We start from the raw sequence: 25,854 nt of genomic DNA on the forward strand, positions 1-25,854 counted from the left end.
ATTGGCGCCTCAATTTTTCCGAAGCACTTTGATGATTGCTGCAGTTTCCTGTTTTCCAAAGCCAGCGTCCTGCGCACGTTTGACCCAATTGCGCATCACAGTCGGTAGTTCAGTGTTGATACCCATGGAAACAGCGTGATCGTAGAAACCGATGACCGCCTCTCCTGCCACATCAACTGATGCGCCGCCGCCAGAAATCTCGTCGAAAGAACCTGCATGGATTGCTTCGGTAAGCGGGATAGCCCTGTCACCTGCGGGAAGGATGGACGTAAACTCAGACACAGGCAATCCCTCTGCTTCGCAGACAAGCGATCCGTGTATACTCCCAAAAATTATGCCAAGGAGTCGCGAAAGAAACGCAAGCTCCAATGTCGCTGCCGAGCGGACGTTGAAACCCAAGTAGCGTAAATCGCCGGCGAGTACGCCAAGGTCTGCCTTGCTATCTGAAAATGCGATTTCGTCTCCGGCGACCGCTATCCGACCGGTTGGCGTTCCGATATCGCCTGGCCAACACATGATCGTACCGTCAAGGTAACCTGCGCCCCAATTGTTAAATTGCTTTTTTCTGTCCTCAGATTCTTGCGGCGACGAAGTGCCAAGCTGAATAATGTTGCTACCGGCGGCAGCCTTTGAGACTGGAGGAGTATAAAAAAGAGCGTTTGTGGTTGAATAGTTGAGAAGGCAGATCAATGTCCTAGGGCTTGCCGAAATGGCCTCATCCAATTCATCGGCACCCCGCGCACCCCGATCCACCAAGGACTTCATTTTGCCCTGCGTGCGGTTCCAGACGGTAACATTACGCCCAGAGTCCAAGAGCGCAGTTGCCAGAGCAGTTCCCATTGAACCTAGTCCAACAACTGTAATGTCGCTTGTCATTCCCAATTCCCCCAATGTGCTCCGCTTTCCAGCCGCAAGCCTAAAAACGATATCACGGATGACTGAGGAGAACCGGGGAATCTAATTTTCCGCTTTGAGCTCGATGCGGACCTCGGCGCCCTTGCAGCAAAGCCCCCTGCCCCGCCATTAGCTGATCGCGAGGACGGCCCATTGCGGACATCCAGCAGCCAACCGAGATGCTGCGGTCGCAGCCCGCATTGCCGTCATTCGCTGCATGTGCACCGTTCCAACGTTGCTAGAAGTCAGCAACGCTGGAAAGGGTGTGAATTCGCTAGAGACCTACATGAGTGTTTTCGAAAGGGCTGCGCCTAAAAACTTTTGGATCATATTGAAAAAGTAACCGTCGTCAGCCGCTTTCGCTGCTCCGGGCCGGCTTTGGCAGTGTCTATCAACACTCAGTCGGTCCCCAACACCGACTTTCGCGCGCTAACCTTTGACAACTGCTTCACCTCACCGCATCGTCTCATCATGGCCTACCCCTCCAACCAACCCCAACGAGCGGACGACGCTGCTGCAGGCATTGATGTCACAGACGAATTCGAACGTTTCAACCAACGTAATGACATTTTCACCCGCGCCTTCTGGGACGAGCGTATCCGCAGCAAACAGACCGACGCTTTCTTTGCCTCGTACCGGATGGAGGCCATGCCTCGTCGTGGAGACGGGTTCACCCAACGAGACTTCGCGCTTAGAAACGCCTCTTGGCTAATTTCAGACTTGATCTCGGAAAGGGCTGGCGAAACCGGGAAACGCGAGGGCTTCCAGGCCTCCATCGACAACGACACACCCGTCGCCCCGACACAGCAACCGATTGACGATCCCGCCGCGATGGCCAAGGAAATCAAACTCATCGCCAAATTCTTTGGTGCCGATCTCTGCGGCATCACTGATATGGATGACCGTTGGCTTTACGCAACCCGCGTTGACACCCGTGACTTCTCCGACGCGCCCAACGACCTGCCAGAAGGCATGACATCTGTCATTGTGATGGGCCATCAGATGGATGAGGACCTCGTCGCCACCTATCCTTCCGCGCTCGCGGGGGCCGCCACCGGACGTGAATATTCCCACGAGGCCAGCATCGTGATGCAGCTTGCAGCCTATGTCCGGAACCTGGGCTATGAGGCCACGGCCTCTATGAACGACACCGGCCTCGTGATCCCTATGCGATCAAGGCGGGCTTGGGCGAATATGCCCGCAATCAAATGGTGATAACACCTGAATACGGGCCGCGCTTGCGGTTCTCCAAGGTTTTCACCAACCTTCCATTAGTCCATGATCCACCCAAATCCTTAGGTGTGCGTGCGTTCTGTAACATATGCACCAAATGCGCTGATGCCTGTCCAGTCAATGCGCTCCCCTACGGCCCACCTGAGACCTCCAAGGACCAATCGGCCATAAAAGGTGTGCGCAAGTGGACTTCCGACGCAGCCGAGTGCTTCGGGTTCTGGGCCAAACTGTCCTCTGATTGTGCCATCTGCATGCGCGTCTGCCCATTCAACCGCGACTTCACACAATGGCAGCACCGTCTTTGGTTGAAGATGGCGTTCTCTCGGTTTCGCAGATTTGCACTCTGGCTTGACCGTAACCGCGGCAAGCGCGCCAAGCCTACCGATTGGTGGCAAAGCCCTTAGTGTCGAACCTAACTGAGGCCACAAAATAGTTCCATGCATGGCAAGGCTGTTGCTTCTTCGGTGAGGTTTGTCTTGATAGGAACTCGCGGCAACAGCGAAAACAAGTCCAAGCAAACTCATACGTCGCAAGAAAGCCTGCTATTCAACTGTCGTTGGCGCCTAGGGGCTCATACGGCCAAAACATGGGAACCCATCGCGAAACCTTTGCCTTGTACCGTAAATAGTCCCCTCCAAAGCGTCGTTCCAGCCCCGGCTCCTCTATAAATTTGAAATAGAGTGTGTTGAGGAGAAAGAACACTATCGCCCAAAGCAGCAGGAGTGGGCTACTCAGTGCCACTGCTTCCGCCATTATCATTAGAATGACCGATGATAGCATGGGGTTGCGCACATAGCGATAAGGTCCGCTGACCACGAATCTTTGAGGTGGGCCCCACGGCGCGGGAGTTCCGCGCCCCTCAAGAACAAACAGTTTCATCGACTTGGCGGCAAGGACAAACGCAGGGACAACCAACATCGTCGCCACAACCCAATGCAGAAAGTTTCCCACACTTGCGCCAAATGGCCATCGATTGCTGAACCATTGGATCAATATCGGGATGTAAATCAGTGCTGTACCCGGAAGGATAAGCACCGTTTTCGTCATGCGCCAAAACATAGAGGGATCTTACCACAGCTTGTCGATCGTGTTTTGCGCTGTCCCGCAGCGGCCAATAGCTCAATGACGTCCTTCGAAACTGACGGTCAAGAGCCGACGCTGAGCCAAAGGTTCGATTTTCTCGGCTGATCCCGAAACCTGCCATTCGGGCTACTGGGAGGATCCGCCACTTTCAGAAGTTTCGGCGCTCGCCACGGCATTCGGATGACGCTCGACAGGGATTTTGCGTGGGGGCACATTGCCCTGGGAGGCGTGTATGTCGCCAGCGGCGACGCAGATGCAGCCGTCGACGCTGTCTATCAGGCACTTATCCTCGAACCTAACGGCTACGAGGCAAACCTCTTCATGGGATTCTTTCTCCAGTTTGCGGGGGACGCCGCAAGTGCCGTGGACTATCTGTTGATCGCCAAACGTCTTAGTCCCGTGAAGATATACCGGGATGTCTCGTTTCTGGCTCTAGCGCAATTCATGAACCGAAACTACGAAGAGGTCGTGCGCCTTTGGACGAAAACATCTAATAAGCCGAGGAGGTCCCGGAATTTCCCCGCGAAAACTAACCTGTCTACTGCAACGTACTGGAATTCGTTCTCATTGGGTAGATCCAGAAATTGACCATGCAGAAAGGTCAAACGCACTAAGGTTCGCCGCAGCTAAGTCATTCTTCACGCACGATATACCCAAGAGACAATCGTTGTGGTAGGCTGTACAATCCACGGCGAAATTGCACAGCCCGCTTTCCGCGCAATGCCGGCAACGGATCAACTCCGGCAAGTCTGTCAACAGTGAAAAATAGCACTCCCTGACACTCCACAACTACGCGGCAGTATCTTACTAGTAAGTTAGAATGCTCTAACATCACTGGATTTGTTCTCGGAGAACTTTGGGTGTCGTCAAAGCGATACCAACCCAATGTTGGCTTCGCAGCACACCCCAATTACTCCAGATAGGTTTTGAACCATTCAATTGTGCGGTCCCAGGCCAGGTTTGCCATCTCCTCGTCATAGCGTGGCGTGCTGTCATTATGGAAACCGTGGTTGGCGTTTTCGTAGATATAGGCCTCATAAATCTTATCGTTGGCTTTTAGAGCAGCCTCAAAATCTGGCCAGCCCGCGTTAATGCGTTCGTCAAGCTCTCCCATCTGAATAAGCAAAGGCGCCTGGATTTTGGCCACATCCTCGGCCGCTGGCTGGCGCCCGTAGAACGGGACACCAGCGGTCAGTTCGGGATAGGYCACGGCAATTGCGCTGACCACACCGCCGCCGTAGCAGAAACCAACAGCGCCGACCTTTCCAGTGCAATCATCTCGGTTCAACAGGTATGCGAACCCATTGAAGAAATCGTTCATCAATTCGACCCGGTCCACTGTCTTTTGCAGCTCGCGCCCATCCGCGTCGTTGCCGGGGTATCCGCCCACTGATGTTAGGCCGTCAGGGGCCAGTGCCATGAATCCGGCTTTCGCCAATCTGCGCGCCACGTCCTCGATGTAGGGGTTCAGGCCGCGATTTTCGTGGATGACCAGCACTGCTGGCAAGGGCCCATCCACACCGGCCGGTCTGACAAGGTACCCCCTTACATCGCCAGTTCCATTTGGTGAGGGATAGGTGATGTAGTCTGCATGGATATCGGGATCGTTGAATGAAACCTGCTCGGCCAAAGCATAATTCGGGCTAAGCATGCTCAGCAATGCGACCGCTGACAAACCACCAACCGCGAACTTACCGGCGCGGTCCAGGAACTGGCGCTTGGTGATTTTGCCGTGCGCGTAAAAGTCGTACAGGTCCAGAAGTTCCTGGTCGAAGTCCTTTGCCGTCATGCGGGTCATTGTAAGTCTCCTTATGAGTTGGCAGTCAAAAAGGTTCGCTATTTTCCGGTCTATGAGTCTTGGTTTGGTTGCGTTTTAAGAAACTCTGTCCAGCGCTACGCAGCCTTGAGATGTTCCAAGGCAGCTTGAGTGCCGCCTCCGTCATGAGGCATACCGCTCTTGGCTAGCCCCATTTCTACGCCAGAAAGGGTGGCCATCAACATTAGGTCGTTGAAATCGCCCAAATGACCAATGCGGAACACCTTGTCGGCTACCTTGGACAGACCATTTCCTAGTGAGATGTCATAGTGCTCAAGCGCCGTAGCACGAAACGCATCGGCGGAGTGACCTTCTGGGACCTTAACCGCAGTCAAGACGCCCGATTCCTGACCTTGATGTGTGCACAAAACCTCAAGACCCCAGGCGCGCACGGCAGCCCGTGTAGCGGCTCCGTGTCGGGCATGACGGGCAAAAACGTTGCCCAACCCTTCCTCGAGCAACATGTCTATGGCCTCATTTAATCCATAGAGAAGATTGGTGCTGGGTGTATAGGGAAAAAACCCCTTCTGATTTGGCCCGACCATATCATGCCAATCCCAGTAACTTCGCGGCGTTGTCACGGATTTTGAGTGTTTCAGCGCCCGATCGCTCACGGCGTTGAAGCTCAGACCAGGCGGTAACATCAGTCCTTTTTGCGAGCCGGAGACACACACATCGACCCCCCAGTCATCGAACCGAAAATCAATCGACGCAAGGCCGGAGATGGAGTCCACGATTAGAAGTGCAGGGTGTTTGGCTGCGTCTATGGCCCTGCGCACTTCCTCAATTGGTGAGACTGACCCGGTAGACGTTTCGTTGTGGACGACGCAAACCGCCTTGATGTCGTGCTGCTCGTCCGCACGAAGACGGTCTTCAATCTGATTGGGGTCCGCGCCGCTACGCCAATCTCCTTCAATCAGCTCTGGGTGCAACCCTAGTTTTCCAGCCAAGTTGCACCACATGAAAGCGAAATGCCCTGTTTCGAACATCAGAACTTTTTTGCCCGGCGAAACCGTGTTCACAAGTGCGGCTTCCCATGCACCAGTGCCGGATGAAGGATAGATAAAGACGTTCTGTTTTGTCCTGAAAATCGTCTTCATACCATTGAGGGCTTTATTCCCGACTTCTGCAAAATTGGGTCCTCGATGATCAATAGTCTGCGTGCTTATGGCTCTCAGGATTCGATCTGGCACAGCGCTTGGCCCTGGAATCTGCAAAAAGTGTCTACCCGCCTGACGCATTTGAACTGATCCTTACGCTGGTGCCAAAAAAGTGGCGCTATTACCTATTGCAAAAGTTAATTATGAATTCATTATTCAGTCAACGATGAAGTGAGGGGTCTAATTAGGCTTACACGGAAGAGAAGGCGTACCTGATGGTAGAGAATGGAGCGTTGTGCCGCCGACTGTTGTCTGATGTGCGGGGGGAAGTGATGTCAGATCCGGCATCGCTTGCTCGATACTCGACCGATGCCTCAATCTATCAGATGATACCGGACGCTGTGGTGATCCCCCGGTCCACAGAAGATGTCCAAGCCGTGATGTCCATTGCGCGGGACGAAGGATGTTCGGTTCTGCCGCGCGGCGCCGGCACGTCGCAATGCGGGCAAACGGTCAATCAGGGCGTTGTGCTGGACAACACAAAACACTTGAATCGTATTCTTGACGTAGACGCTGAGAAACGTATCGCGCGCGTTCAGCCCGGTGTTGTTCTGGATCAATTGAACCAAGCGTTGAAGCAGCATGACCTGTGGTTTCCTGTGGATCCCTCAACAGCGTCTCGGTGCACTCTTGGGGGGATGGCGGCAAACAATTCTTCAGGCGGAAAGTCTCTGCGATACGGGATCATGCGAGACAACGTCCGTGCGATAAACGCAATCATGGCTGACGGCACGGAAGCGCGGTTCAGCGCTGATACGGCTGCATCAGGCGGTTATGCGGATCTTGTTGGTGACATGCGCGCTCTTGGGCGTCGCGAGGCTGCTGAAATTGACGCTTGTTTTCCCAAAGTCCAGCGCCGTGTGGGCGGGTACAATATCGACGCCCTTGTAGGTAACGACATCAACATGTCCCATTTATTGGTGGGGTCAGAAGGCACATTGGCCTATTTCACAGAACTGGAATTAAGTCTGGCAAAACTGCCGGGCGCGAAAGTTACAGGTGTGTGCCATTTCCCGACATTCCGTGCTGCAATGGAAGCCACCCAGCACATCGTGACACTCAACCCGCAGGCGGTAGAGTTGGTCGACGACACCATGATTGCATTGGGGCGTGAAATCCCATTGTTTCGCGAAACGATTAATGCATTTGTTGAAGGCAATCCCGAAGCCCTGCTGCTGGTGGAATTCGCCGAGGGCAGCGCCGAGGCCAATGCCGCAAAACTGGTCGAGCTCTCGCAACTGTTGGGAGATCTCGGGTTTGCTTTCAGCGGTGCGGAAAACCGGTGGGGCGGCGTTGTCTCTGTTACAGACAACTCTTTGCAGAATTCTATCGCCGAGTACCGAAAATCCGGGTTGAATGTCATGATGTCGATGAAGGAGGCAGGCAAACCGATCTCTTTTGTCGAAGATTGCGCCGTCCCTTTGCCCGACCTCGCCGACTACACCGCTGGCCTGACCGAAATATTTGCCCGGCATGGCACAAAGGGCACATGGTACGCACATGCCTCGGTGGGGTGTTTACACGTGCGCCCTGTGCTGAACATGCGGCAGGACAAAGACGTCCGAACAATGAGGGCGATCGCCGAAGAAACATTTGATCTGGTCAAAAAATATAAAGGATCTCATTCAGGTGAACATGGTGACGGGATCGTAAGATCAGAATTTCATGAGAAGATGTTCGGTCAGCGTATCGTTTCTGCGTTTGAGCAGGTTAAAAACCGGTTTGATCCCAACGGGGTGATGAATCCGGGCAAGATCGTTAACGCGCCTGCGATGAATGACCGGCGATTGTTCCGCTATGGTCAGGACTATTCGGTTCCTGAATTCGAAACGACGCTGGATTGGTCCGCTTGGCCGGGTTCCGGAGGAGGGTTTCAGGGTGCCGTCGAGATGTGCAACAACAACGGTGCATGCCGCAAGCTCAAGGGTGGGGTTATGTGCCCATCTTTTCGAGCTACCCGAAACGAGCGTGATGTTACGCGTGGACGGGCAAATACGCTGCGGTTTGCGATCAGCGGGCAGATGCCGGGCGGTTTGTCGTCCGATGCCATGTTGGACACAATGAAGTACTGCGTGTCCTGCAAAGCTTGCGCTCGGGAATGTCCGACCGGCGTCGACATGGCGCGAATGAAAATCGAAGTATTGTCAGCAAAACGTAAAAAAGATGGGCTGACGTTGGCAGACAAATTTATAGCTCACCTGCCCCGATATGCGCCAAAAGTCGCGAAGATCGCGTGGCTTGTGAATTTACGAAACAAAATTGGACCCTCGCGTAAGCTATTGGAGGGACCGACTGGTATTTCAGCGCGACGTAATCTGCCAGTGTGGTCTTCTGCTCCGTTCCGTGATGCCGAGGCTCAGGACAATGATCCGCAGGTGTTGCTGTTTGCCGATGTGTTCAACCGGTATTTCGAGCCAGAAAATTTACGCGCTGCAGTTCGGGTATTACGGGCAACAGGACTTCGGGTGGCTGTGGCGCGAGACGATCGATCTGACAGGGCCTTGGATTGCGGACGTACTCTTTTAGCTTTGGGTTGCGTGGATGAAGCTCGTTACGAGGCACAACGCGTGATTGACGCGACGCGAGAGGCGGTTGCAAAAGGTGTTCCAGTAGTCGGGCTCGAACCGTCCTCTATCCTCACTTTCCGGGATGAATTTATGGCGCTTTGCCCGGGGGCGGAAACGGAGATGTTGTCGAACGCAGCCCACACCTTTGAGGAATTCTTGGCCAAGCAGCCGGATTTGCCCCTGAGTTCGTTGGATCGCCCGATCTATGTGCATGGGCATTGCCACCAGAAAGCACACGATGCCGTCACACCGATGCTCAACCTTTTGAAGCGTATTCCTGGGGCACAAGTTCACATGATAGAAAGCGGTTGTTGCGGCATGGCCGGGGCGTTTGGATACGCGCCTGACACTATCGATGTTTCGATAAAGATGGCACAACTCGACTTGTTCCCGGCGTTGGAAGCAGCGCCTATAGATGCAGTTATCGTGGCAGACGGAACATCTTGCCGCCACCAAATCGCCGAAGGTACGCAACGCCAAGCTATGCATGTCGCGCGCCTGTTGGATATGGTTCTTGATGTTTAGGAAATGGAAATGAACCTGACGGACAGCATTAATCGCCCGACCCTTCACGAAGAATTGGTCGAAAGGCTGCGTAACCTGGTTGTCGAAGATGTTCTAAAGCCGGGTGAAAAAGTGCCCGAGAAACAGCTTTGCGACTCGTTGGGGGTCTCACGGACACCTTTGCGAGAAGCTTTAAAGGTGCTTGCATCAGAAGGCTTTGTGGTACTTCAAGCCAACCGGGGGGCCCGCGTCGCAAGTGTCACGCGAGATGAATTGGAGAATACGTTTCCAGTGCTTGCGACGCTTGAGCAACTGGCGGGAGAGTTGGCATGTCAGCACATGGATTCCGCTGAAATTGAACAAATCGAACGTCGCCACGCCGATATGCTGAAAGCCTATGAGTCACATGACCGACAGGCATATTTTAGGGCCAATCAGGACATTCATCAGGCACTGATACGTGGCGCGCGAAACGATATCCTTGAAAGCCACCACAAGCTGCTTGCCGCACGGGTCCGCCGCGCACGTTTTATGGCCAACTTGTCGGACGAGCGATGGGCGCAGGCTATTGACGAACATGAAGTTATGATGGAGTTACTCAGGGCCCGGGATGCAGATGGGCTTGGAAAATCCATGAAGCTTCACATGATGAACAAACTTTCGGCCCTTGTGAAAGCGCTGGAGGCTGAGGATGAGTTGCTTAGTTAACGACTGGTCGAATGCGCCTATCAGCTACCCACAGATACGCTGCTAGTCAGTCTTTAGACCAGGAAACGGGGGCTTCAGCCCACAGTTCAAGGCAAGTTTGTTGAGGTCCCGACATAGGGCTGGGTTAAGCCTAACACCGTCTTTGCGGCGAGCCTCAGCGGCGGCAGTTTTGCCGTCGCCCGGCAGCCGCACGGGATCATGACCGGGCAAGGGTGGGGACGCACGCATCTCAGAAAACACGCGGGCTGCATTCGAAGCAAAGTCTTTGTCCATTCCAAAAGCCGCCGGATCAAGCGCCATTACAAATTGCCCTGTGTTTGTGGACGAGGTCGTATCTGAGGTGAAGTTAACCACATCAGAGCCGAAGGCCGCGCCGTTCAAGACCCCAGCCATCAATCCGATAGCTACGGAAAGACCGAACCCTTTCGGACCCCCAATCGGCAACAGAAATCCTTCTGACTTGAGGGCGGGGTCCGTCAATGGGTTTCCATCACGCCCAACCATCCAGCCCTCGGGCATAAGCTTGCCTTGCTGCAACAGGGTTTTGATCTTACCCATCGCGGCTACGGTCGTCGCCATATCAAACACAAACGGGTCGGGACCATCGGCAGGGGCGGAAAAAGCAATGGGATTGGTGCCAAGAAGCAAATCGCTACCGCCATAAGGCGGGACGTGGTTTGCGCTGCCCACTGCCGCGGCCATACCAAGCAACCCAGCCTCAGCTTGTGGACCTACATAAAGTGCGAGTGGTCCCGCATGATTGCCGCGCCGAACACCAACCCACCCGATACCGGCCGCTTTTGCCTTTTCAATTGCAAGATCCCGCGCCGCCGACATAGCCAGATGGCCGAGGCCATCGTCTCCGTCGATCAAAGCGGTTGCGACAGTCTCATGTACTACCGTGACTTTTGGCGTAGGATTGGAGCCACCTCCCGCCAGCCGGGCTAGGTACTGTCGCAGGCGAAAGACACCGTGCGTGCCGTAGCCATAAATGTCGGCCTCGACCATCAACGAGGCGACCTTGTCCGCATCTGTTTTTGGCACACCTCGAGTTTCGAGCGCGACCGCCACAAAATTACGCAGGGTGTGGCAGTCTATTTTCACAGGCTCAGAAGTCATCTCTTCCCACCTGTTCCTTGTGCCAGAACACCAATTTACGCTGTGTCCAAACCACCGACGCAAATACCACTAGACCGACAAGGCTGAGATACAGGATCAACGAGAAGACGCGCGGCGTGTTGAGCTGCGAGGCCGCAACTCGGATAAGTTCGCCAAATCCCTTGCCACCACCCAGGAATTCTCCTGTGATCGCACCAGCCATTACGCCGACCGCTCCAATCTTGAGGCCAGTGAAAACCTGCGGTAGGCCAGTTGGCAGTTTCATCTTGATCAATGTCTGCATACGACTTGCGCCCATCGTCTTGAAAAGCATACGCGCGTTTTCGTCGGCAGCGTGAAGCCCGGCCGCAGTACCAACAACGATTGGAAATGTCGCAATAAACGCAGCAAGCGCGACCTTTGATTCAATGCCAAAACCCAACCACGCTACAAAGAGTGGGGCAAATGCCACCTTTGGCATGGTATCTATGGCCACCAGGTAAGGCATCACTGCCTTTTCACCAAATGCCGTTTCCCCCACCAATACGCCCAGCGAAAAACCGATCGCGATTGCCAGCGCAAAACCATAGATAACTTCTTTGATTGTGATCCACAGCGCCCCAAGCATATAGCCGCCAGTCAATAGATTTTGTCCCACGAAGATCATATCTTTTAGGGTTTCCATCGGTGTCGGCAAAATGATTGGGGAAACCAGCCCAAGGCTCGTGACACTTTGCCATGTGCCCACGAAAACCACGAAGACAAAGGTCATCGCCAGCCAGCGCGGGACCGAGTCAATAAAGTGAATTTTCTGTTCCCATACAGTGTCTTCTGCGGTGTCAGAATCCTTCAGGGAAGGTGAGTGGTTATGAACGTCGCTCACATTTCTTCTCCCTTATCCAGGAGGCCGCGAATGTAGTCTACAATAGCGCCAAACTTGGGCGTGGTCATCATATCCAACGTGCGTGGGCGTGGCAGGTCGACTTTCACAATTTCAGCAATCCTGCCCGGGCGTGGTTTCAGCACGACGATTTCGTCGGACAATATCACGGCTTCCTGAATAGAGTGCGTTACAAGAAAAGCAGTTGCATCCTGTTCATGGCAAATCCGCTGCAGTTCCATATTCATCATGTCGCGTGACAGCTCGTCCAGCGCGCTGAATGGTTCGTCTAACAAAAGCACGGCTGGTTCTGTGATCAGCATACGGCAGATTGAGGCGCGCTGAGCCATGCCGCCAGACAATTCGTTCGGATATACGTTTTCGAATCCCTTCAAACCCACGATGTCCAAAAGTTCGTGAGCCTTGCCCATTGCTTGCTTGGCAGCTGCCTTTCCGTCGCGGATCTCGATTGGCAACACGATGTTTTCCACTGCCGTTTTCCAGGGAAATAGTGTTGCCTGTTGGAACATCATACCAATGTCTCGACGGGGACCGGTCACTGGCAGACCTTGTAGGATCACACGCCCTTTGGTGGGAGGGATCAGACCCGCCATGATCTTTAGCAGAGTGGATTTCCCGCACCCGCTGGACCCAATGACAGAAGTGAAGCTGCCTTTCCGTAGCGTCAGATTAATGTCCTCAAGCGCAACAACAAGGTTGCGTGCATAGGTCTTGCTTAAATGGGTCAATTCGTAGACCGGCGTGCCCAAGGGCGCGCCGGAAAACTCTTGTGCGGCTGCAGCGTTCATTTGCTGGCGGCCTCGTTGCCAATGGCGGCAAATTCATTGGTCCAGGCGGCGCTCAAGTCATCAAGCGGTCCCGGAATTTCGCCCCCTGCGACAAGTGCGTCTTGCCATTCTTGCCAAACCTCGGCGGGGTACCATCCCAGACCATTGCTTGGATCCGCTGCTATGGTCTTCGAGCGTACGGCATCGAACAGCGCGGCCTGGAATTCCTTATCTTCGCCTTCCTGCGGATTGCCGTCCGCCAGATGCTTCAGCACAGCTTCACGGTTAGCATCATCGAGAGCAAAGGCATGGCCACGTGCGAACGCGCGGCTCCAGGCCTCGACCAATTCGCGATCATTGGCGATTGTGTCAGCCATTGTGGCGATACCGTTTCCGAAGAAACGCCCGAATTCCGCAGGCGTGATGTCACGCACCTTCATTCCGCGCTGGTTCAGGATTGCTGTATCTGCCGTCGAAGCAGAATAAGCGTCAATTTCACCGTTCAGGAAAGCTGCAGTCGCGGGACCGCCGTCGCCAACGGTAAGAAATGTGAAATCCTCACCTTCTTTCATGCCTGCACCGGTCAAGACGTTTCGTGCAAAACCCACTTCGGCACCGTCTGCAGTGCCGGTTCCGATGACCTTTCCGCGCAGTTCCTCAACGCTTTGGACTTCAGAGTCTTCCGGCACTGCGATGCCGAAGTTGCTGCGCGCCGCAACGTTGTAGATATGTACTGCATCCACATCGCGCGACCGCGCTGCAATCAGAGGTCCGGGTCCAGGGCGACCGAAATGCGCTTGCCCGGCGGACAATGCCTGAAGTACGGCTCCCGAGCCGTTGATCGCCTCGACGGTCACGTTCAGCCCTTCATCTGCGAAGTACCCTTCTCCTATGGCGACAAACACAGGAAATGAGTTGATTGCCGAAGGGCTTGGTTGCACGAAGGTGATTTCACGCAAGTCTTGCGCAAAACCCATTGTTCCTAGTGCTCCTGCTACCGGAACAGCAGTAAGCAGGGACGCTGTGAAAGTCCTTCTGTTCATCATTGTAGTCTTCCTCCCTTGAATGTTGACGCCTCACAGTGATTGCTGCGTAGGAGCCATTATACGGCGCGCACTGTGTTCCTTAGCGTGCCGATTTCGGAAACCTCGCAAACTACGACGTCCCCGTTTTTCAAAAACTGCGGCGGTTCCATTGCGTATCCGACGCCTGATGGCGTACCTGTCGCAATGATGTCTCCCGGTTCTAGTGTCAGGCCTTCTGACAAGGATGCGATCAACGTTGGAATGTCGAATATCATGTCCGACGTCATGCCGTTTTGGCGCTGCTCACCGTTAACTGTCAGTCCGATCGACAGAGCTTGTGGATCGCCGATGGCATCGGCGGTCACGATGTAGGGACCAATTGGGCAAGATCCATCAAGCCCTTTGCCTTTGAAGTACTGGCCGCCATGGCGGCGCTGTACGTCACGGGCGGTTATGTCGTTCAGAATAGAATACCCAAAGACATGATTAAACGCATCTGCCTTGGTGATGTTACGCCCGCGCTTCCCTATCACGACTGCCAACTCGACTTCGTAGTCGATGGACTGCGACACTGAAGGGAAAAGTAGGATGTCGGCGTCTGGTGCAACGACCGAGGTCGGCGGCTTGGTAAAGAAAACCGGATGTTCGGTGACGCCGATTTTCTCTTTTTGCGCCCGTTCGCCTTCTGCGATGTGTTCAGCGTAGTTCCGCCCCACACAGAACACGTTCTTACGTGGCGTGGGAATGGGCGACATAAGAGGCGTGTCTTCGGGGACGAGCAAGTCCTTGAGTTCGCCTGCCTCACCCGCAGCAACAACGGCCTTCAACGCTTCAAGTGAGGTCTGACCGCCCTCGATAATCAGCTGCATCGTGCTTACATCAAGAGCCGTACCCGGCATGAACATCTTAATCGCACGCGAAACATCCAACCTGCTTCCGTTGGAAAGCATTGCGACACAAACGGCGTGGCCATCTAATGAAACAGTCGCTAAACGCACTCGGCTCTCCTCCTACATGCTGGCGCCCACTTAGGTCACCGATCTTGGCAGGCGACTCAGATTTGGTTGTCACTTGCCCTTGAGTTTTTGCTGACTTGGCGTTTCAATCAATCAACCAATCAGCAAATTGGGTGGAAATGTGAGTGAGCCTTCAGAACTTTCGCAACGTGTCCGGGACCTGATCGACAATGCGGGATACCGGCACAACGATAGACTTCCACCTGAAAGGGAACTGTGCCAATGGCTAGGCACAACCAGAAATCAGCTGAGGCGCGTATTGGCCGAACTAGAGGCGCAGGGCCTTATCTGGCGGCATGTGGGTCGGGGCACGTTCGTTGGCGCCCGACCGGTTCTAAATCTGACGGACGTGACCTATTTGGGTGCACAGATTAAGCCTGAACAAGTTGTGGGTGTTCGGTTTACCATCGAGCCGCAGCTTAGCCGCCTTGCCGCGCTTCATTCTACGCGTTCGGATCGCGAGCAAATGAGGCTCTGCGTTGAGAGGTGCCGAGCCGCAGAAGACTGGCGCACATATGAAGCATGGGACAATAATTTGCATCACGCGATCGCCCGGGCAACGCGTAACCAACTTTTCCTGTATTTCTTCGAGACTCTGAACTCTGTTCGAAGGTCCATTGTGTGGGGGCAACCTCGTAAAACCTATAAACCCCCCGATGATTATTCCAGTTTTCGAGAGCATGACTTAATCCTGTCGGCGATATCGAGTGGAGACGGAGAACAGGCGGCGCAGGCCATGTTGGCGCATCTGAGGTCCGTTTACTCCCGCGTGTTGCCAGCTAGTCTTGAGGCCGACCACTAAACTAGCGCCCGACCAATTTGGGAAATGGTTGGGCCAAGCAGCGGCTGAACCTCTTGCAAATCGACGGTCACATTGGCGATGACTGAGACAAGAGCTACGTCTTTTCGGGTGTGGCACAGCATCGATCGGAACAAGGCCACAGATTGGCAAACCGATCTTTGGCAACGATGTGTTCAGGAGGATAGCGATGCACGATCTTGTAATTCCCGCGGTGAGGGTTCACGAAATACCGGTAGAAGGCGGTGGCATATTCCCGGTACGTCGGGTTTATTGCATTGGTCGAAACTACGCGGCGCACGCCATAGAAATGGGCCACGACCCAAATCGTGAACCCCCATTTTTCTTCCAAAAGAACCCCGACAACCTCGATCCATCCGGAGAATTTCCATATCCGGCTCACAGCTCGGACGTACATCATGAAGCTGAAATGTATGTGGCGCTTAAATCCGGCGGCACGAAAATTTCCGTGGAAGATGCTCTGGATCATGTCTACGGCTACGGGCTTTCACTAGACATGACCCGTCGAGATCTACAGGGCGAAATGAAGAAAATGGGTCGTCCTTGGGAAATCGGGAAGGCATTTGAGCGATCAGCTCCATGCGGACCGGTGCACAAAGCAGAAGATGTTGGGCCACTCGACGAAGGCGCAATTCGCCTATCGGTGAACGGAGAAATTCGGCAGGAAGGTGATTTGAACCAGATGATCTGGAAAGTCCCTGAAATGATCTCTTACCTGAGCGATTACTTCGAACTTGCCGCCGGTGACGTTATCCTGTCTGGCACGCCCTCTGGAGTTGGTCCAGTAAACCGCGGCGATGTATTGGTGCTGTCGGTCGACAAATTGGGTAGCCTAACTGTCAAGGTAACTTAGCAACCACACCAAACCCTCTCCGCGAAATAGGCCAACGCTTTTGTAAACGGATCCCAGATGCCCCACTTAGTTGCCGAATTGATCGCACCCCATTCTGGCACTGCTAATGCTATCGGTGCCCCAGGTCGATCATGGTTGAACTACCTCGGGCTGCGTGAGCTTTGCGCAAAGGTCAAAAAAGATCTCCATCAGATCGGAGTAGGTCGTAGTGACCGAGTGGCAATTGTGCTGCCCAATGGCCCCGAAATGGCGACGGCCTTCATATCGGTTGCCCAAGTGGCGACGACGGCACCTTTGAACCCGGCGTATACTTACGAAGAATACGTTTTCTACCTCAAAGACCTGAGGGCCAAGGCCCTACTTGTAAACGAAAATGACGATGGACCTGCCGTAAAGGCTGCTGGGGACCTTGGCATCGCAATCTTGAGGGCCTCTCACGATAGCTTACATTCGGCCGGACAGTTCTCCATATTGTCCTGTGACCCAATTGGCACGGCTGACAAATCCGCACCGGGTGAAGATGATGTCGCCCTGATACTGCACACATCAGGAACAACGTCGCGTCCCAAAATTGTCCCTCTGACGCAGGCTAATATCTACGCATCCGCTCGAAATGTGGCTTCGTCTTTGAAACTGACAATCGACGATCGCTGTCTGAGTATTATGCCGCTGTTTCATATCCACGGGTTGATTGCGGCTGTTGCCGCGTCTTTAGGTGCTGGATCTCAAATTAGCTGCGCCCCCGGTTTCAACGCTCTTAGCTTTTTCTCACAGGTCGCTGAAGTTGATCCGACCTGGTACACCGCAGTTCCGACAATGCATCAAGCTATACTTGCCCGAGCTGCACGAAACCAATCGATCATTGAGCAATCGCGGTTGCGCTTTCTTCGGTCTTCTTCTGCTTCGTTGCCGGGCCCGGTAATGGAAGAGTTGGTGGCAACTTTTAATGCGCCTGTCATCGAAGCCTACGGTATGACTGAGGCGACACATCAAATGTGTTGCAACCCGCTTACTCCCCTAACGCAAAAACCCGGATCTGTTGGAATAGCAGCAGGCCCCGAAGTCAGAATTGCAGACGAGAACGAAAATGTTCTGATCTCTTCGCGGGACGTCGGAGAAATCGTTATCAGCGGTCCGAACGTGACGCCGGGATACGAAAGCAACCCGCAGGCAAATGCCGACAATTTCTTTGAAGTGGACGGAAAAACTTGGTTTCGCACTGGTGACCAAGGTTCATTCGACGAAGAGAATTATCTGCGACTGACCGGTCGTCTAAAGGAGCTTATCAATCGCGGTGGAGAGAAAATCAGTCCACTTGAGGTTGACGCTGTACTCTTAAGCCACCCAGAAGTCGCTCAGGCAGTTTGTTTTGCCGTTCCCCACGAAAAACTGGGTGAAGACATAGCGGCAGCTGTGGTGCTTTCAGAAGGAGCGACGATCCAAGGTCAGGAAGTCAGGGCTTTTGTTGGCGCGCGGCTCGCAAAATTCAAGGTGCCGACTTCGGTGGTTGTTCTTGAAGAAATTCCAAAAGGCGCGACTGGCAAGATACAAAGGATCGGACTAGCTGCTAAATTGGGACTGGCAAAGGCTTAGACACATGAAAGTTTGTATCTTTGGTGCTGGAGCTATCGGAGGTTACGTTGCCGCGAAACTTGCACAGACCGACACAGAAGTCAGTGTCGTCGCGCGTGGCCCCCACCTGGCGGCAATGCAGGAAAAAGGGCTGACCCTTGTTGAGGAAGGGCAGGATCCGGTTAGCGTTCCAATACGCGCTTCAGACAATGCTGCCGATCTCGGCCCACAAGATTATGTCTTCATCACACTGAAAGCGCATTCTGTCCCGGCAGTCGTAGACTCAATGCAGCCGTTGATTGCAGACGAGACAACCGTAGTAAGTGGAGTGAACGGGGTGCCCTGGTGGTACTTCCACAAACTGGGCGGCCCGTACGAGGGGACGCGGTTGGCGTCAGTCGACCCGGGTAATGTGCAATGGGACGGTTTTGGGCCAGATCGTGTCCTCGGATGTGTTGTTTATCCTGCCGCCGAGGTCATTGCTCCGGGATCAATCAAGCATATCGAAGGCAATCGTTTTTCGTTGGGCGAGCCCGATGGATCTAAATCAGACCGTGCCGCCAAGCTTTCGGCTGCGCTATCCGCCGCCGGACTGCGTGCGCCCGTCAGACCAAGAATCCGGGATGAAATTTGGTTGAAACTGTGGGGTAACTTGTCGTTCAACCCGATTTCCGCTCTTACCCACTCAACACTTGATGTCCTGTGTGCCGACGAAGGCACACGCTCCGTGGCACGCGGAATGATGCTCGAGGCTCAAGAAGTCGGTGAAAAACTTGGTGTAAAGTTCCCGATAGATGTTGAAAAACGCCTCGACGGCGGAGCGGCTGTCGGTGCGCACAGAACCTCGATGTGGCAGGATTTGGAGTTGCGCCGACCGATGGAAATTAATGCCTTGGTCACTTCAGTGCAAGAACTGGGGCACCTTACGGGAATCTCAACGCCCACAATCGATACCGTAGCATCACTGATCAAACTGAGGGCAAAGGTCGCCGGTCTTTATTAAAGTCTTTGTGGGCCTTGCAACGAGAGCATCGCTTGAGGCGGATAACGGGGACTGGTTCGAACGTGTCATACAGCGCCTTTGGGAGTTTGCCTGCACCTTTGGTGACAGTTAGCTACTCATTTTGGGTTAGAAATGCTTGACGTTCAGGTCTGAATAGAGTGTAGCGATTTGTTCGATTCTTGAGGTTATGGTCGTCGATTGAGTAAAAGGTCTGTGACGTTCCACAGGACTGTCACGGGGTCGGACCGGCCAAATCCGGGAGGGACCCGCTCTTACTTCACGCGGGGGAGGAACCGGGATTTTGACGAGAAGACGACGCGCATTCCGCGCGGCGCTGGCCCCTTGACCGGCGTGGCCAAGGATGCGGGCGAAAAAAGGATCGTTCCGCATCAAAAAAATGGCCCGCCAATGCGGGCCCTGAGGTCTACCAAAGGAAGTCTCGAGGTATTGACCCTTTGCTAACCTTTCCGCCCTCTATCGACAACGCAGCCACGTGTAATCGAGGCAATCCGGTCCGCTGTGCCGCAGGTCATCTGGACCCCGTCTCCTGTCATATGTGACTCGGCATGGGCCGTGTGTTTGAAGATGCTGCCATCCGCCTCAACATAAGTGTGATCATTATGACCATAGCGCTTGATGCGACCGTCGTATTCGATGGTTATGTAGGTGCCATCAGCCATTCGAACCCGGATCGTGTCCTCTTCGACGGCCACACCCTGCCACCATTTGTCCGTTTCCAGACGCACGATGATGCGGTTCGGATGCATCTTGATCTCGATATCCTGCGTGTCCTTTGGATCAGAGGCTTTGACGACAACAACCGCTTCCTGCGCCTTCGGGTTATCATGGATTGATGCGCTACCATTCTTCGGAGGCCAGAGTTTCGGCTCGACGCGATCCTTGCCGCTCTGGTCTCTGTGGAACCCAACGAACATCTGGGCAGATTTCCAGACACGGCGGATGGCGGTCTCAGCTATGGCCGAATTGGTTGATTTGGTCATGTCTGCCAGTCCTCATATTGCAGATGTTCGACCCAGCGAAACACTTGGACGGTTCCGGTGCTCGGCGTAAACGAGCGTGCAGCCGCCTGCCCAACAACAAATACATCATGCACTTCTTTGACCCGATTTTTCCTCGTCAGATATGCCCAGAGTTAGCGCCGATTTATAAGTCGGGGTTCTTTCTCTAGCCTGATGGAGCAGGGCGCCTGTGCGCCCTGCTCCGCGTCGATCAGCCCATTGCTTCGGGCAACCATGTGTCGATCCGCTTTTTCACCGCCTTGTTCAGCTTCATCGCATTGCGCGTGTCAGCATCGTTGAACAGCGTATCCAGTTTCTTGCACTTCTGGCCAACCTTGAGCGCCTCGAAGCTCAGCGCCTGCGCTTGGGTCTTTTTTAAGCCCAGAACGGTGTTCCAAATCTCGTTAGATAAGGGCCGGAAATGCGGCTGAAAAAGTTCTCGAACGTTGGGGTCCAAACCGCACGAATGCCCGTCTTGAGGCGTCCAAACAAGTGAAGCTTGAGCAGCGCCCGTGGTGCGGCTCTCTCTTCGCGCCTTCCACCTGGACCGGATCAGATACGAGAGATCTTCGGCCCCCTGGCTTCCGGGAAAACAAGCACCGCAGACCGCAAAGCGAGCCAGCTATCGCAAAAATTAGGGTCAGGGTGAGCGCGCTGCGGCGCGTCGACCCCCTGCCCTGTCAATTGATCAATGTGAGCTTCGCGCGGCGCGCGGATCTCAGCACACCATGGGTATGACGCCGTCAGCGGTTGGATGCGTTGACTTGTTTCCAATCGAGAAAAATCAATGGATCACCGCATTTAGTGTCACATGACATCCAAATCATAATACTATTGCGTTTGAGCAGGAGTACCTACTGGGAAACGATGTGTGATTTGACCAAGCTGGTAGATTGGAGATAGATTCTCATATGGCTCACTACCCTATCTTATGGACGTTCCGTCGCTGCCCGTACGCGATAAGGGCCCGCCTCGCATTGGCGAGTTCACGAGTTACAGTCGAGCTGCGCGAAATTCTCTTACGGGACAAGCCAGAGGCCTTCTTACAAACATCCCCATCCGGAACAGTGCCCACGCTTCGACTTCCAGACAAAGTTATTGATGAAAGTCTGGAAATCATGGTTTGGGCGCTCCAACAAAGTGATCCACAGCGGCTTTTGGAAATGCCTCAAGAAGGTTGGGGTCTGATTACGGTAAATGATGGTCCGTTCAAGGCGGCTTTAGATCACACAAAATACACCACGCGGTATCCGGATTTAGACGCCAAAGAGGAACGCAGGAAAACGGCAAGCTATTTGCACAGCCTCGACGAGCGGATAGTTGGGCAGGCATGGCTTTTCGGAGATCGCCCCACCCTTGCCGATCTGGCGATTCTACCATTTGTGCGCCAGTTTGCGCATATAGATCGGGCATGGTTTGACGTGCAGGAGTGGCCGAATTTAACAGCGTGGCTGGATCAATTCCTAGACAGTGAGGTATTTTTGCTTGTGATGAGTAAATACGCAACTTGGTCAGAAGGCGACGCTCCGATTTGGTTCAACGGCTGAACCAACCACGTTGTTTTCACGACCCACGGCCGACCTTGAGCGCCAAGTTAAAATGCTGCAGTCATAGCCCTCATTGCAGACATTCGTCTGTGAACGCAAAGCTGGGAATAGTGTCAATAAAGAGACCCAGAACAAGTTTACCTTCTACTACATCTGTCTAAATGACCGGTCCTCACCTTTTGCTACCAATTAGCAGTCGTCGCCTTTTAATCATCTCCCAAGCGCATAGGCCTGCATTCCTCTGACACTGGCAGACCCAGTCAACGTTCCCTCAGCGGTGTTCATTGCGCTGCAATTCCATCCTTCTAACCAAGGCAGTGCTGCGTTGACAACGTGACCACGGGCTTTCAGCGCGGCAATAATCTCGCGGTCCGCGCGAGCTTCGATTTTCATATGCCCAGGCTCAGCGTTGCGCGGGTAAAACGAGCCCGGCCAATGGATCGAGCTGAACCCTGGCGCATCGTTGGCCTGTTGCGGAGACATTCCGCACAGAAGATGGCGAACCAGAAACGCCAGTTGCCATTGACCCTACTTGTCACCGCCCGGTGTGCCAACTGCCATATAGGGCTTGCCAGCGTCGTTCAGAACAATCGTCGGGGTTAACGTGCTGCGTGGACGTTTACCCGGCAAAAGCATATCGGGCGCACCTGGCGTTAGGCTCATCATCTGAAGGCGGGTACCCAGACACACGCCAAGGTTTGGGATCACTGGCGAGGATTCCATCCAGCCACCGGACGGGGTGGCCGACACCAAGTTGCCCCAGCGGTCGACCACGCTGATGTGGCAGGTATCACCGGTTGCGGGCCCCGGATCACCGCTGCCGCCGTCGCTTTTAGATGTCGGTTCACCCAGGCCCATCGCGGCCAGCGCCTCGGCGTCGAATACCTTAGTGGCGGCGCTGTGATAGTCTACGGGATGGCCAAATCCAGGGATGTCGCCAGGTCGCCTAGGCGTTGTTGGCCTGATCGCAAATCAGTTTCGCGCGGCTTTGTGCGTAACCTCGACCCAACAATTGTTCCATCGGCACCTGCACCACTTTTGGATCACCGTAGTAGGTTTCCCGATCGGCACAGGTCAGTTTCATGATTTCGATCAGCGTATGATAGAAATCAACGCTGTTTGGGTTGCGCAGGTGATCCTCAAGCTGTTCGGCAAGTGCCAACCCCAGCAACAGCACCGGACCCTGACCCCACGGTCCGGTTTTGCACACGGTGTGGCCGCGATAGTTCAACGTGAAGGGGTCCTCATAAAAAGCCGACATCGGGGTCACGAAGAGTACCCAAATTCGAAGCTCTTGCGTGTTGAAACCGATGGTACCGTTCTTCCATTGAGTGCCGGCTCTAATTCGCGCGGGATTTCCGATATTTTCTTCGATGGGTCGTCAATTTGGCTAACCTATTTCTATGACGCATCTTATGCAGAGTTACCGCCTCGGGTGGCACGAAACCTTGATTAACAGACGCAGATACTTTGGTTTCCATGTGATACCAGACCTCTGCCTATAGTAGCATATACACCGGGAGCTATCTTACGGCCCAGAGCCGAAATCCAACAACCAACCGAGGTGTTGCGGTCGCAGCCTACATTCGCGAAACGCTGCCCAAATCACTGCCCCTTTTTCGCGCAATCAATGGATATCATGACCGCGAAATACCCCAAGACCTAAACATCTTAATTTGACCGGATCTGACTACTACTATTTTTTGGTGCTTGTAATTGCGCGCCAGTCTTCCGGTGGAGGCCTGTCTAACAGGCTTTGGGCGCGGGCCATCATGGCGACTGACGCTGGATCTCCGTTTCGTGTTCGGTCCGCAACCTCAAATGCGGCAACAGCTTTTTCAAACTGCCCTGCCCGGTAGTGCGCAAGGCCTTGTTCATAGGCCTCTATCCAAGCAAATGACCCGTCACACCCATCTGCCATCGCTATCAGTTCGTAGACCACCAGCTCTTCAAGGCGTCCGAATACGGTAAGCGTGTCCAGTTCGCGCACCACGATTGTGCCGGCAGCCTGTTGTCTCGTTTCCGGCCCAATGAGGATCAGCGTGCCATAATCTTTGTTGGCTCCTTCCAACCGGCTGGCAACGTTCACAACATCGCCAATCGCGGTGTAGTTCAACCGCTGCTCTGATCCGATGTTTCCGACCAAAGCCTCGCCGCTGTTCAGCCCGATCCTGACACGCAAGGGAGTGCCGTCATCATCTTTAATTCCGGACGATTCCACTGCAGCGACAAGGTCCAATGCTGCGCGGCAAGCGTTTTCAGCGTGGTTTACATCCTTGCGCGGCGCCCCCCAAAACGCCATCACAGCATCACCCATGAATTTGTCGATCGTCCCACCATTTTTAGCGATGGCCGTCGAGGCCGCGCTGAAGAAGGGCTCCATCAGTTGGGTAATCTTGGGGCCAAGTTTCTCGGACAAACCAGTGAAGCCCTTGACATCGCAAAACAAAACAGAGATCTGCTTCATCTCTCCGCCTGGCTGTATCTTGATACCTTCAGCAAGCAGCATGCGCACGAGATCCGTGGGTACGTATTTTCGGAATGCCGACAAACCAGCCGCCATGCTAGCAGTGGCCGCAGAAAGATTGGCAAGCTCAGACAGTTTGGACGGTCTGCGCTCAATTTGTTCGACGTCAAAGCGCTCAATCTTACCGAGGTCTTCGGCGATGCGGGCCAACGGATTTGCCACGACTTTGCGGATCAGCCAGATCGCTAATCCGGTTGCGACAACTACCACAATGATCAAAACGTAAATCAGATTGATAAGCGTCTCGTCGATCCCCGAAAGAAAGGCCGCTTCAGGTATGACTGTGGCAACGCGCCAGCCGTAAAACCCCAGGGGCGTCAGCGCCACCGCATAAGGCACGCCTTCAATGACGACACGTTTCGTCAATGTACCAGAGGCATTTGCTTGTGGGTCAGCCAACAGCCTTTCGCCCGAGATCGTTGCGACTTCATAAAGCTTGCCCTCGCCCATGCGCGCCGGAGTAACCTCATCCGCTTCGGCATCGGGGACCGCAATAACCTTTCCATCGGCATTCAAGATAAACGCCGCGCCAAATTCGCCGGGCGCAAGCGTGGCAAGAAACCGTGACAAACGATCCGTTTCGATCGCAACTGCCAGAACGCCTTGTCGCGCTCTATTGACGTCTATCGGACCGGCAAAGGCGTAAACGGTTCTGTCACTATCCGGAAGGTCGCGCGCTTCGATCCACCCAGAAGAATTGAGGCCCATGAAGTTTTTGAACCAGGCATGTTCGCGCGGATCATAAGATGTTTCAGTAAAGGTCCGCTCTTCGAACTGTATGTCACCGGGAATGAAGATGTAGCGGTCTTTCCGCAGCATTCGGTCGCGGATTCCCTCATCGATTTCAATCATCTCAAGCCCACCGTCACCCAAGCGATGTGACGCGAAGAAATTTCCATCAGGCCAACCGAAGAACATCCATGAGATATTCGGCTGCGCCTGCAATTGTGACAGGAAAACAAACTCCCGCTTGTCGGCCTGTCGCGTCGCGATGACGTTCTGAACAAAGATCGTACGAACGGCCGCCCAGGCGGCCTCGGCCGACCTGAGTGTCACACCAACTTCGATACGCACTGTGTTTGCGATCTGGCCGTTTATTTCTGCTGCAAGCATGCGGCTATTGTCGCGCGCTGTTGTCCACCACAGCGAATGAACAATAAACGTCGACACTCCGATAGACACAGCCACCAGAATTGACACCGCAATGCCTACACTAAATCGCAATTAAATCTCCGCCGAAAAGCTACTTGTTTCAGTATTGAATTGAGACAGCTAAGAGAGCAAAGTTTTCTTAGACCCAGACCCGGAATCTCACGCAACTGTTAGGCGTTAAGTCCCGGCATCTGGTGGATTGGATTGACGATGAATCGATCTGGTCCTGAAGTCCAGGTTTTGCAGATGTATTCGCATGGCGTGAGATCGCTTAGTGCCTTCAAACGACGGGCGTAGTTGTAGGCATCGAGGAAGTCGGCCAAGTGCGGGCGAAGCTGGTCGTGGTTTTCGTAGTGATACCGCTTGACGGTTGCGTCCTTGATGGTGCGGTTCATGCGTTCGACCTGACCGTTGGTCCATGGGTGGTTCGGCTTTGTCAGACGATGTTCAACCCCGTTGACCTCGCAGATCATGTCGAACCGCATCGGCCTGGAATAGATAGTGTTCCGGTTCCGGGGTTGCTCTGCGAACTGGATGCCGTTGTCAGTCTAGATGGTGTGGATACGGTAGGGCACCGCTTCCAGAGGGT

The 25,854-nt window shown here is 54.1% G+C and carries 20 protein-coding genes and 3 pseudogenes; 8 read left to right on the forward strand and 15 right to left on the reverse strand.

Annotation, left to right across the window (positions count from 1 at the left end):
* Positions 1-9 precede the first annotated feature (9 nt).
* Positions 10-876 carry an NAD(P)-dependent oxidoreductase gene (locus DHN12_RS09075; protein WP_108859893.1) on the reverse strand — a complete coding sequence of 289 codons (867 nt, stop codon included), beginning with the start codon at positions 874-876 and terminating at the stop codon, positions 10-12.
* Between the two features lie 489 nt (positions 877-1,365).
* Here DHN12_RS09075 and DHN12_RS09080 point away from each other — a divergent pair.
* Positions 1,366-2,531: pseudogene (locus DHN12_RS09080) on the forward strand (reductive dehalogenase).
* A 142-nt stretch (positions 2,532-2,673) separates the two neighbouring features.
* Here DHN12_RS09080 and DHN12_RS09085 read toward each other — a convergent pair.
* From DHN12_RS09085 to DHN12_RS09100, 3 genes are all read right to left on the reverse strand, one after another.
* Complete coding sequence (locus tag DHN12_RS09085) at positions 2,674-3,174, reverse strand: isoprenylcysteine carboxylmethyltransferase family protein (RefSeq protein ID WP_234416593.1); 501 nt, start codon at positions 3,172-3,174, stop codon at positions 2,674-2,676.
* 946 nt (positions 3,175-4,120) lie between these two features.
* Positions 4,121-5,008 (reverse strand): YghX family hydrolase, encoded by an 888-nt coding sequence (yghX, locus tag DHN12_RS09095; protein ID WP_108859896.1) that lies wholly within the window; start codon positions 5,006-5,008, stop codon positions 4,121-4,123.
* A gap of 95 nt (positions 5,009-5,103) precedes the next feature.
* Positions 5,104-6,267, reverse strand: a complete 1,164-nt coding sequence (locus DHN12_RS09100) for an alanine--glyoxylate aminotransferase family protein (protein WP_108859897.1) — start codon at positions 6,265-6,267, stop codon at positions 5,104-5,106.
* Between the two features lie 134 nt (positions 6,268-6,401).
* Here DHN12_RS09100 and DHN12_RS09105 point away from each other — a divergent pair, with 134 nt between their 5' ends.
* Both DHN12_RS09105 and DHN12_RS09110 read left to right on the forward strand, forming a co-directional pair.
* Complete coding sequence (locus DHN12_RS09105; protein ID WP_108859898.1) at positions 6,402-9,278, forward strand: FAD-binding and (Fe-S)-binding domain-containing protein; 2,877 nt, start codon at positions 6,402-6,404, stop codon at positions 9,276-9,278.
* Positions 9,279-9,287: 9 nt separating this feature from the next.
* Entirely contained in the window at positions 9,288-9,965 is a 678-nt protein-coding gene (locus DHN12_RS09110; protein WP_108859899.1) for a GntR family transcriptional regulator, read from the forward strand.
* Between the two features lie 42 nt (positions 9,966-10,007).
* Here the strand turns inward: DHN12_RS09110 and DHN12_RS09115 are convergent, their stop codons facing one another.
* The 5 genes from DHN12_RS09115 to DHN12_RS09135 form a co-directional block, all read right to left on the reverse strand.
* Positions 10,008-11,084: an Ldh family oxidoreductase gene (locus tag DHN12_RS09115; protein WP_108859900.1), complete on the reverse strand. Its 1,077-nt coding sequence runs from the start codon at positions 11,082-11,084 to the stop codon at positions 10,008-10,010.
* On the reverse strand, positions 11,074-11,916 hold the full coding sequence (locus DHN12_RS09120; RefSeq protein WP_199913488.1) for an ABC transporter permease: 843 nt from the start codon (positions 11,914-11,916) through the stop codon (positions 11,074-11,076). Before DHN12_RS09120 ends, DHN12_RS09115 begins: the two co-directional genes overlap by 11 nt.
* Positions 11,917-11,942: 26 nt before the next feature.
* Positions 11,943-12,752: an ABC transporter ATP-binding protein gene (locus tag DHN12_RS09125; RefSeq protein ID WP_108859902.1), complete on the reverse strand. Its 810-nt coding sequence runs from the start codon at positions 12,750-12,752 to the stop codon at positions 11,943-11,945.
* Positions 12,749-13,708, reverse strand: coding sequence for an ABC transporter substrate-binding protein (locus DHN12_RS09130; RefSeq protein ID WP_234416594.1), 960 nt, complete (start codon positions 13,706-13,708; stop codon positions 12,749-12,751). Before DHN12_RS09130 ends, DHN12_RS09125 begins: the two co-directional genes overlap by 4 nt.
* Before the next feature lie 125 nt (positions 13,709-13,833).
* Complete coding sequence (locus DHN12_RS09135) at positions 13,834-14,754, reverse strand: fumarylacetoacetate hydrolase family protein (RefSeq protein WP_108859903.1); 921 nt, start codon at positions 14,752-14,754, stop codon at positions 13,834-13,836.
* A 139-nt stretch (positions 14,755-14,893) separates the two neighbouring features.
* Between DHN12_RS09135 and DHN12_RS09140 the strand changes: the two genes are divergently transcribed.
* The 4 genes from DHN12_RS09140 to DHN12_RS09155 all read left to right on the forward strand — a co-directional run bounded on the left by DHN12_RS09140 (position 14,894) and on the right by DHN12_RS09155 (position 19,020).
* A complete protein-coding gene (locus tag DHN12_RS09140; protein ID WP_108859904.1) occupies positions 14,894-15,574 on the forward strand; it encodes a FadR/GntR family transcriptional regulator in 681 nt (226 codons plus the stop codon).
* A gap of 187 nt (positions 15,575-15,761) precedes the next feature.
* Positions 15,762-16,445: a fumarylacetoacetate hydrolase family protein gene (locus DHN12_RS09145; protein ID WP_108859905.1), complete on the forward strand. Its 684-nt coding sequence runs from the start codon at positions 15,762-15,764 to the stop codon at positions 16,443-16,445.
* Between the two features lie 57 nt (positions 16,446-16,502).
* A complete protein-coding gene (locus tag DHN12_RS09150; protein WP_108859906.1) occupies positions 16,503-18,038 on the forward strand; it encodes an acyl--CoA ligase in 1,536 nt (511 codons plus the stop codon).
* A 4-nt stretch (positions 18,039-18,042) separates the two neighbouring features.
* Entirely contained in the window at positions 18,043-19,020 is a 978-nt protein-coding gene (locus DHN12_RS09155) for a 2-dehydropantoate 2-reductase (RefSeq protein WP_108859907.1), read from the forward strand.
* 458 nt (positions 19,021-19,478) lie between these two features.
* Here DHN12_RS09155 and DHN12_RS09160 read toward each other — a convergent pair whose 3' ends face one another.
* Positions 19,479-20,021 carry a hypothetical protein gene (locus tag DHN12_RS09160; protein ID WP_108859908.1) on the reverse strand — a complete coding sequence of 181 codons (543 nt, stop codon included), beginning with the start codon at positions 20,019-20,021 and terminating at the stop codon, positions 19,479-19,481.
* A 229-nt stretch (positions 20,022-20,250) separates the two neighbouring features.
* The gene (locus tag DHN12_RS09165; RefSeq protein ID WP_108859909.1) at positions 20,251-20,496 is read right to left on the reverse strand and encodes a hypothetical protein; all 246 of its coding nucleotides are present in this window, start codon (positions 20,494-20,496) and stop codon (positions 20,251-20,253) included.
* Between the two features lie 454 nt (positions 20,497-20,950).
* Between DHN12_RS09165 and DHN12_RS09170 the strand changes: the two genes are divergently transcribed.
* Positions 20,951-21,586: a glutathione S-transferase gene (locus DHN12_RS09170; RefSeq protein ID WP_108859910.1), complete on the forward strand. Its 636-nt coding sequence runs from the start codon at positions 20,951-20,953 to the stop codon at positions 21,584-21,586.
* A gap of 210 nt (positions 21,587-21,796) precedes the next feature.
* Here the strand turns inward: DHN12_RS09170 and DHN12_RS25060 are convergent.
* From DHN12_RS25060 to DHN12_RS09195, 4 genes and pseudogenes are all read right to left on the reverse strand, one after another.
* Positions 21,797-22,444: pseudogene (locus DHN12_RS25060) on the reverse strand (gamma-glutamyltransferase).
* A gap of 88 nt (positions 22,445-22,532) precedes the next feature.
* Positions 22,533-22,847, reverse strand: coding sequence for a gamma-glutamyltransferase (locus DHN12_RS25065; protein WP_108859913.1), 315 nt, complete (start codon positions 22,845-22,847; stop codon positions 22,533-22,535).
* A 435-nt stretch (positions 22,848-23,282) separates the two neighbouring features.
* Positions 23,283-25,337 (reverse strand): adenylate/guanylate cyclase domain-containing protein, encoded by a 2,055-nt coding sequence (locus DHN12_RS09190; RefSeq protein ID WP_234416595.1) that lies wholly within the window; start codon positions 25,335-25,337, stop codon positions 23,283-23,285.
* Between the two features lie 98 nt (positions 25,338-25,435).
* Positions 25,436-25,854 (reverse strand): annotated as a pseudogene (locus DHN12_RS09195) (integrase core domain-containing protein); the annotation flags it as partial.

It is taken from the genome of Ruegeria sp. Alg231-54 (genome assembly GCF_900143525.1).
GTDB lineage: Bacteria > Pseudomonadota > Alphaproteobacteria > Rhodobacterales > Rhodobacteraceae > Ruegeria.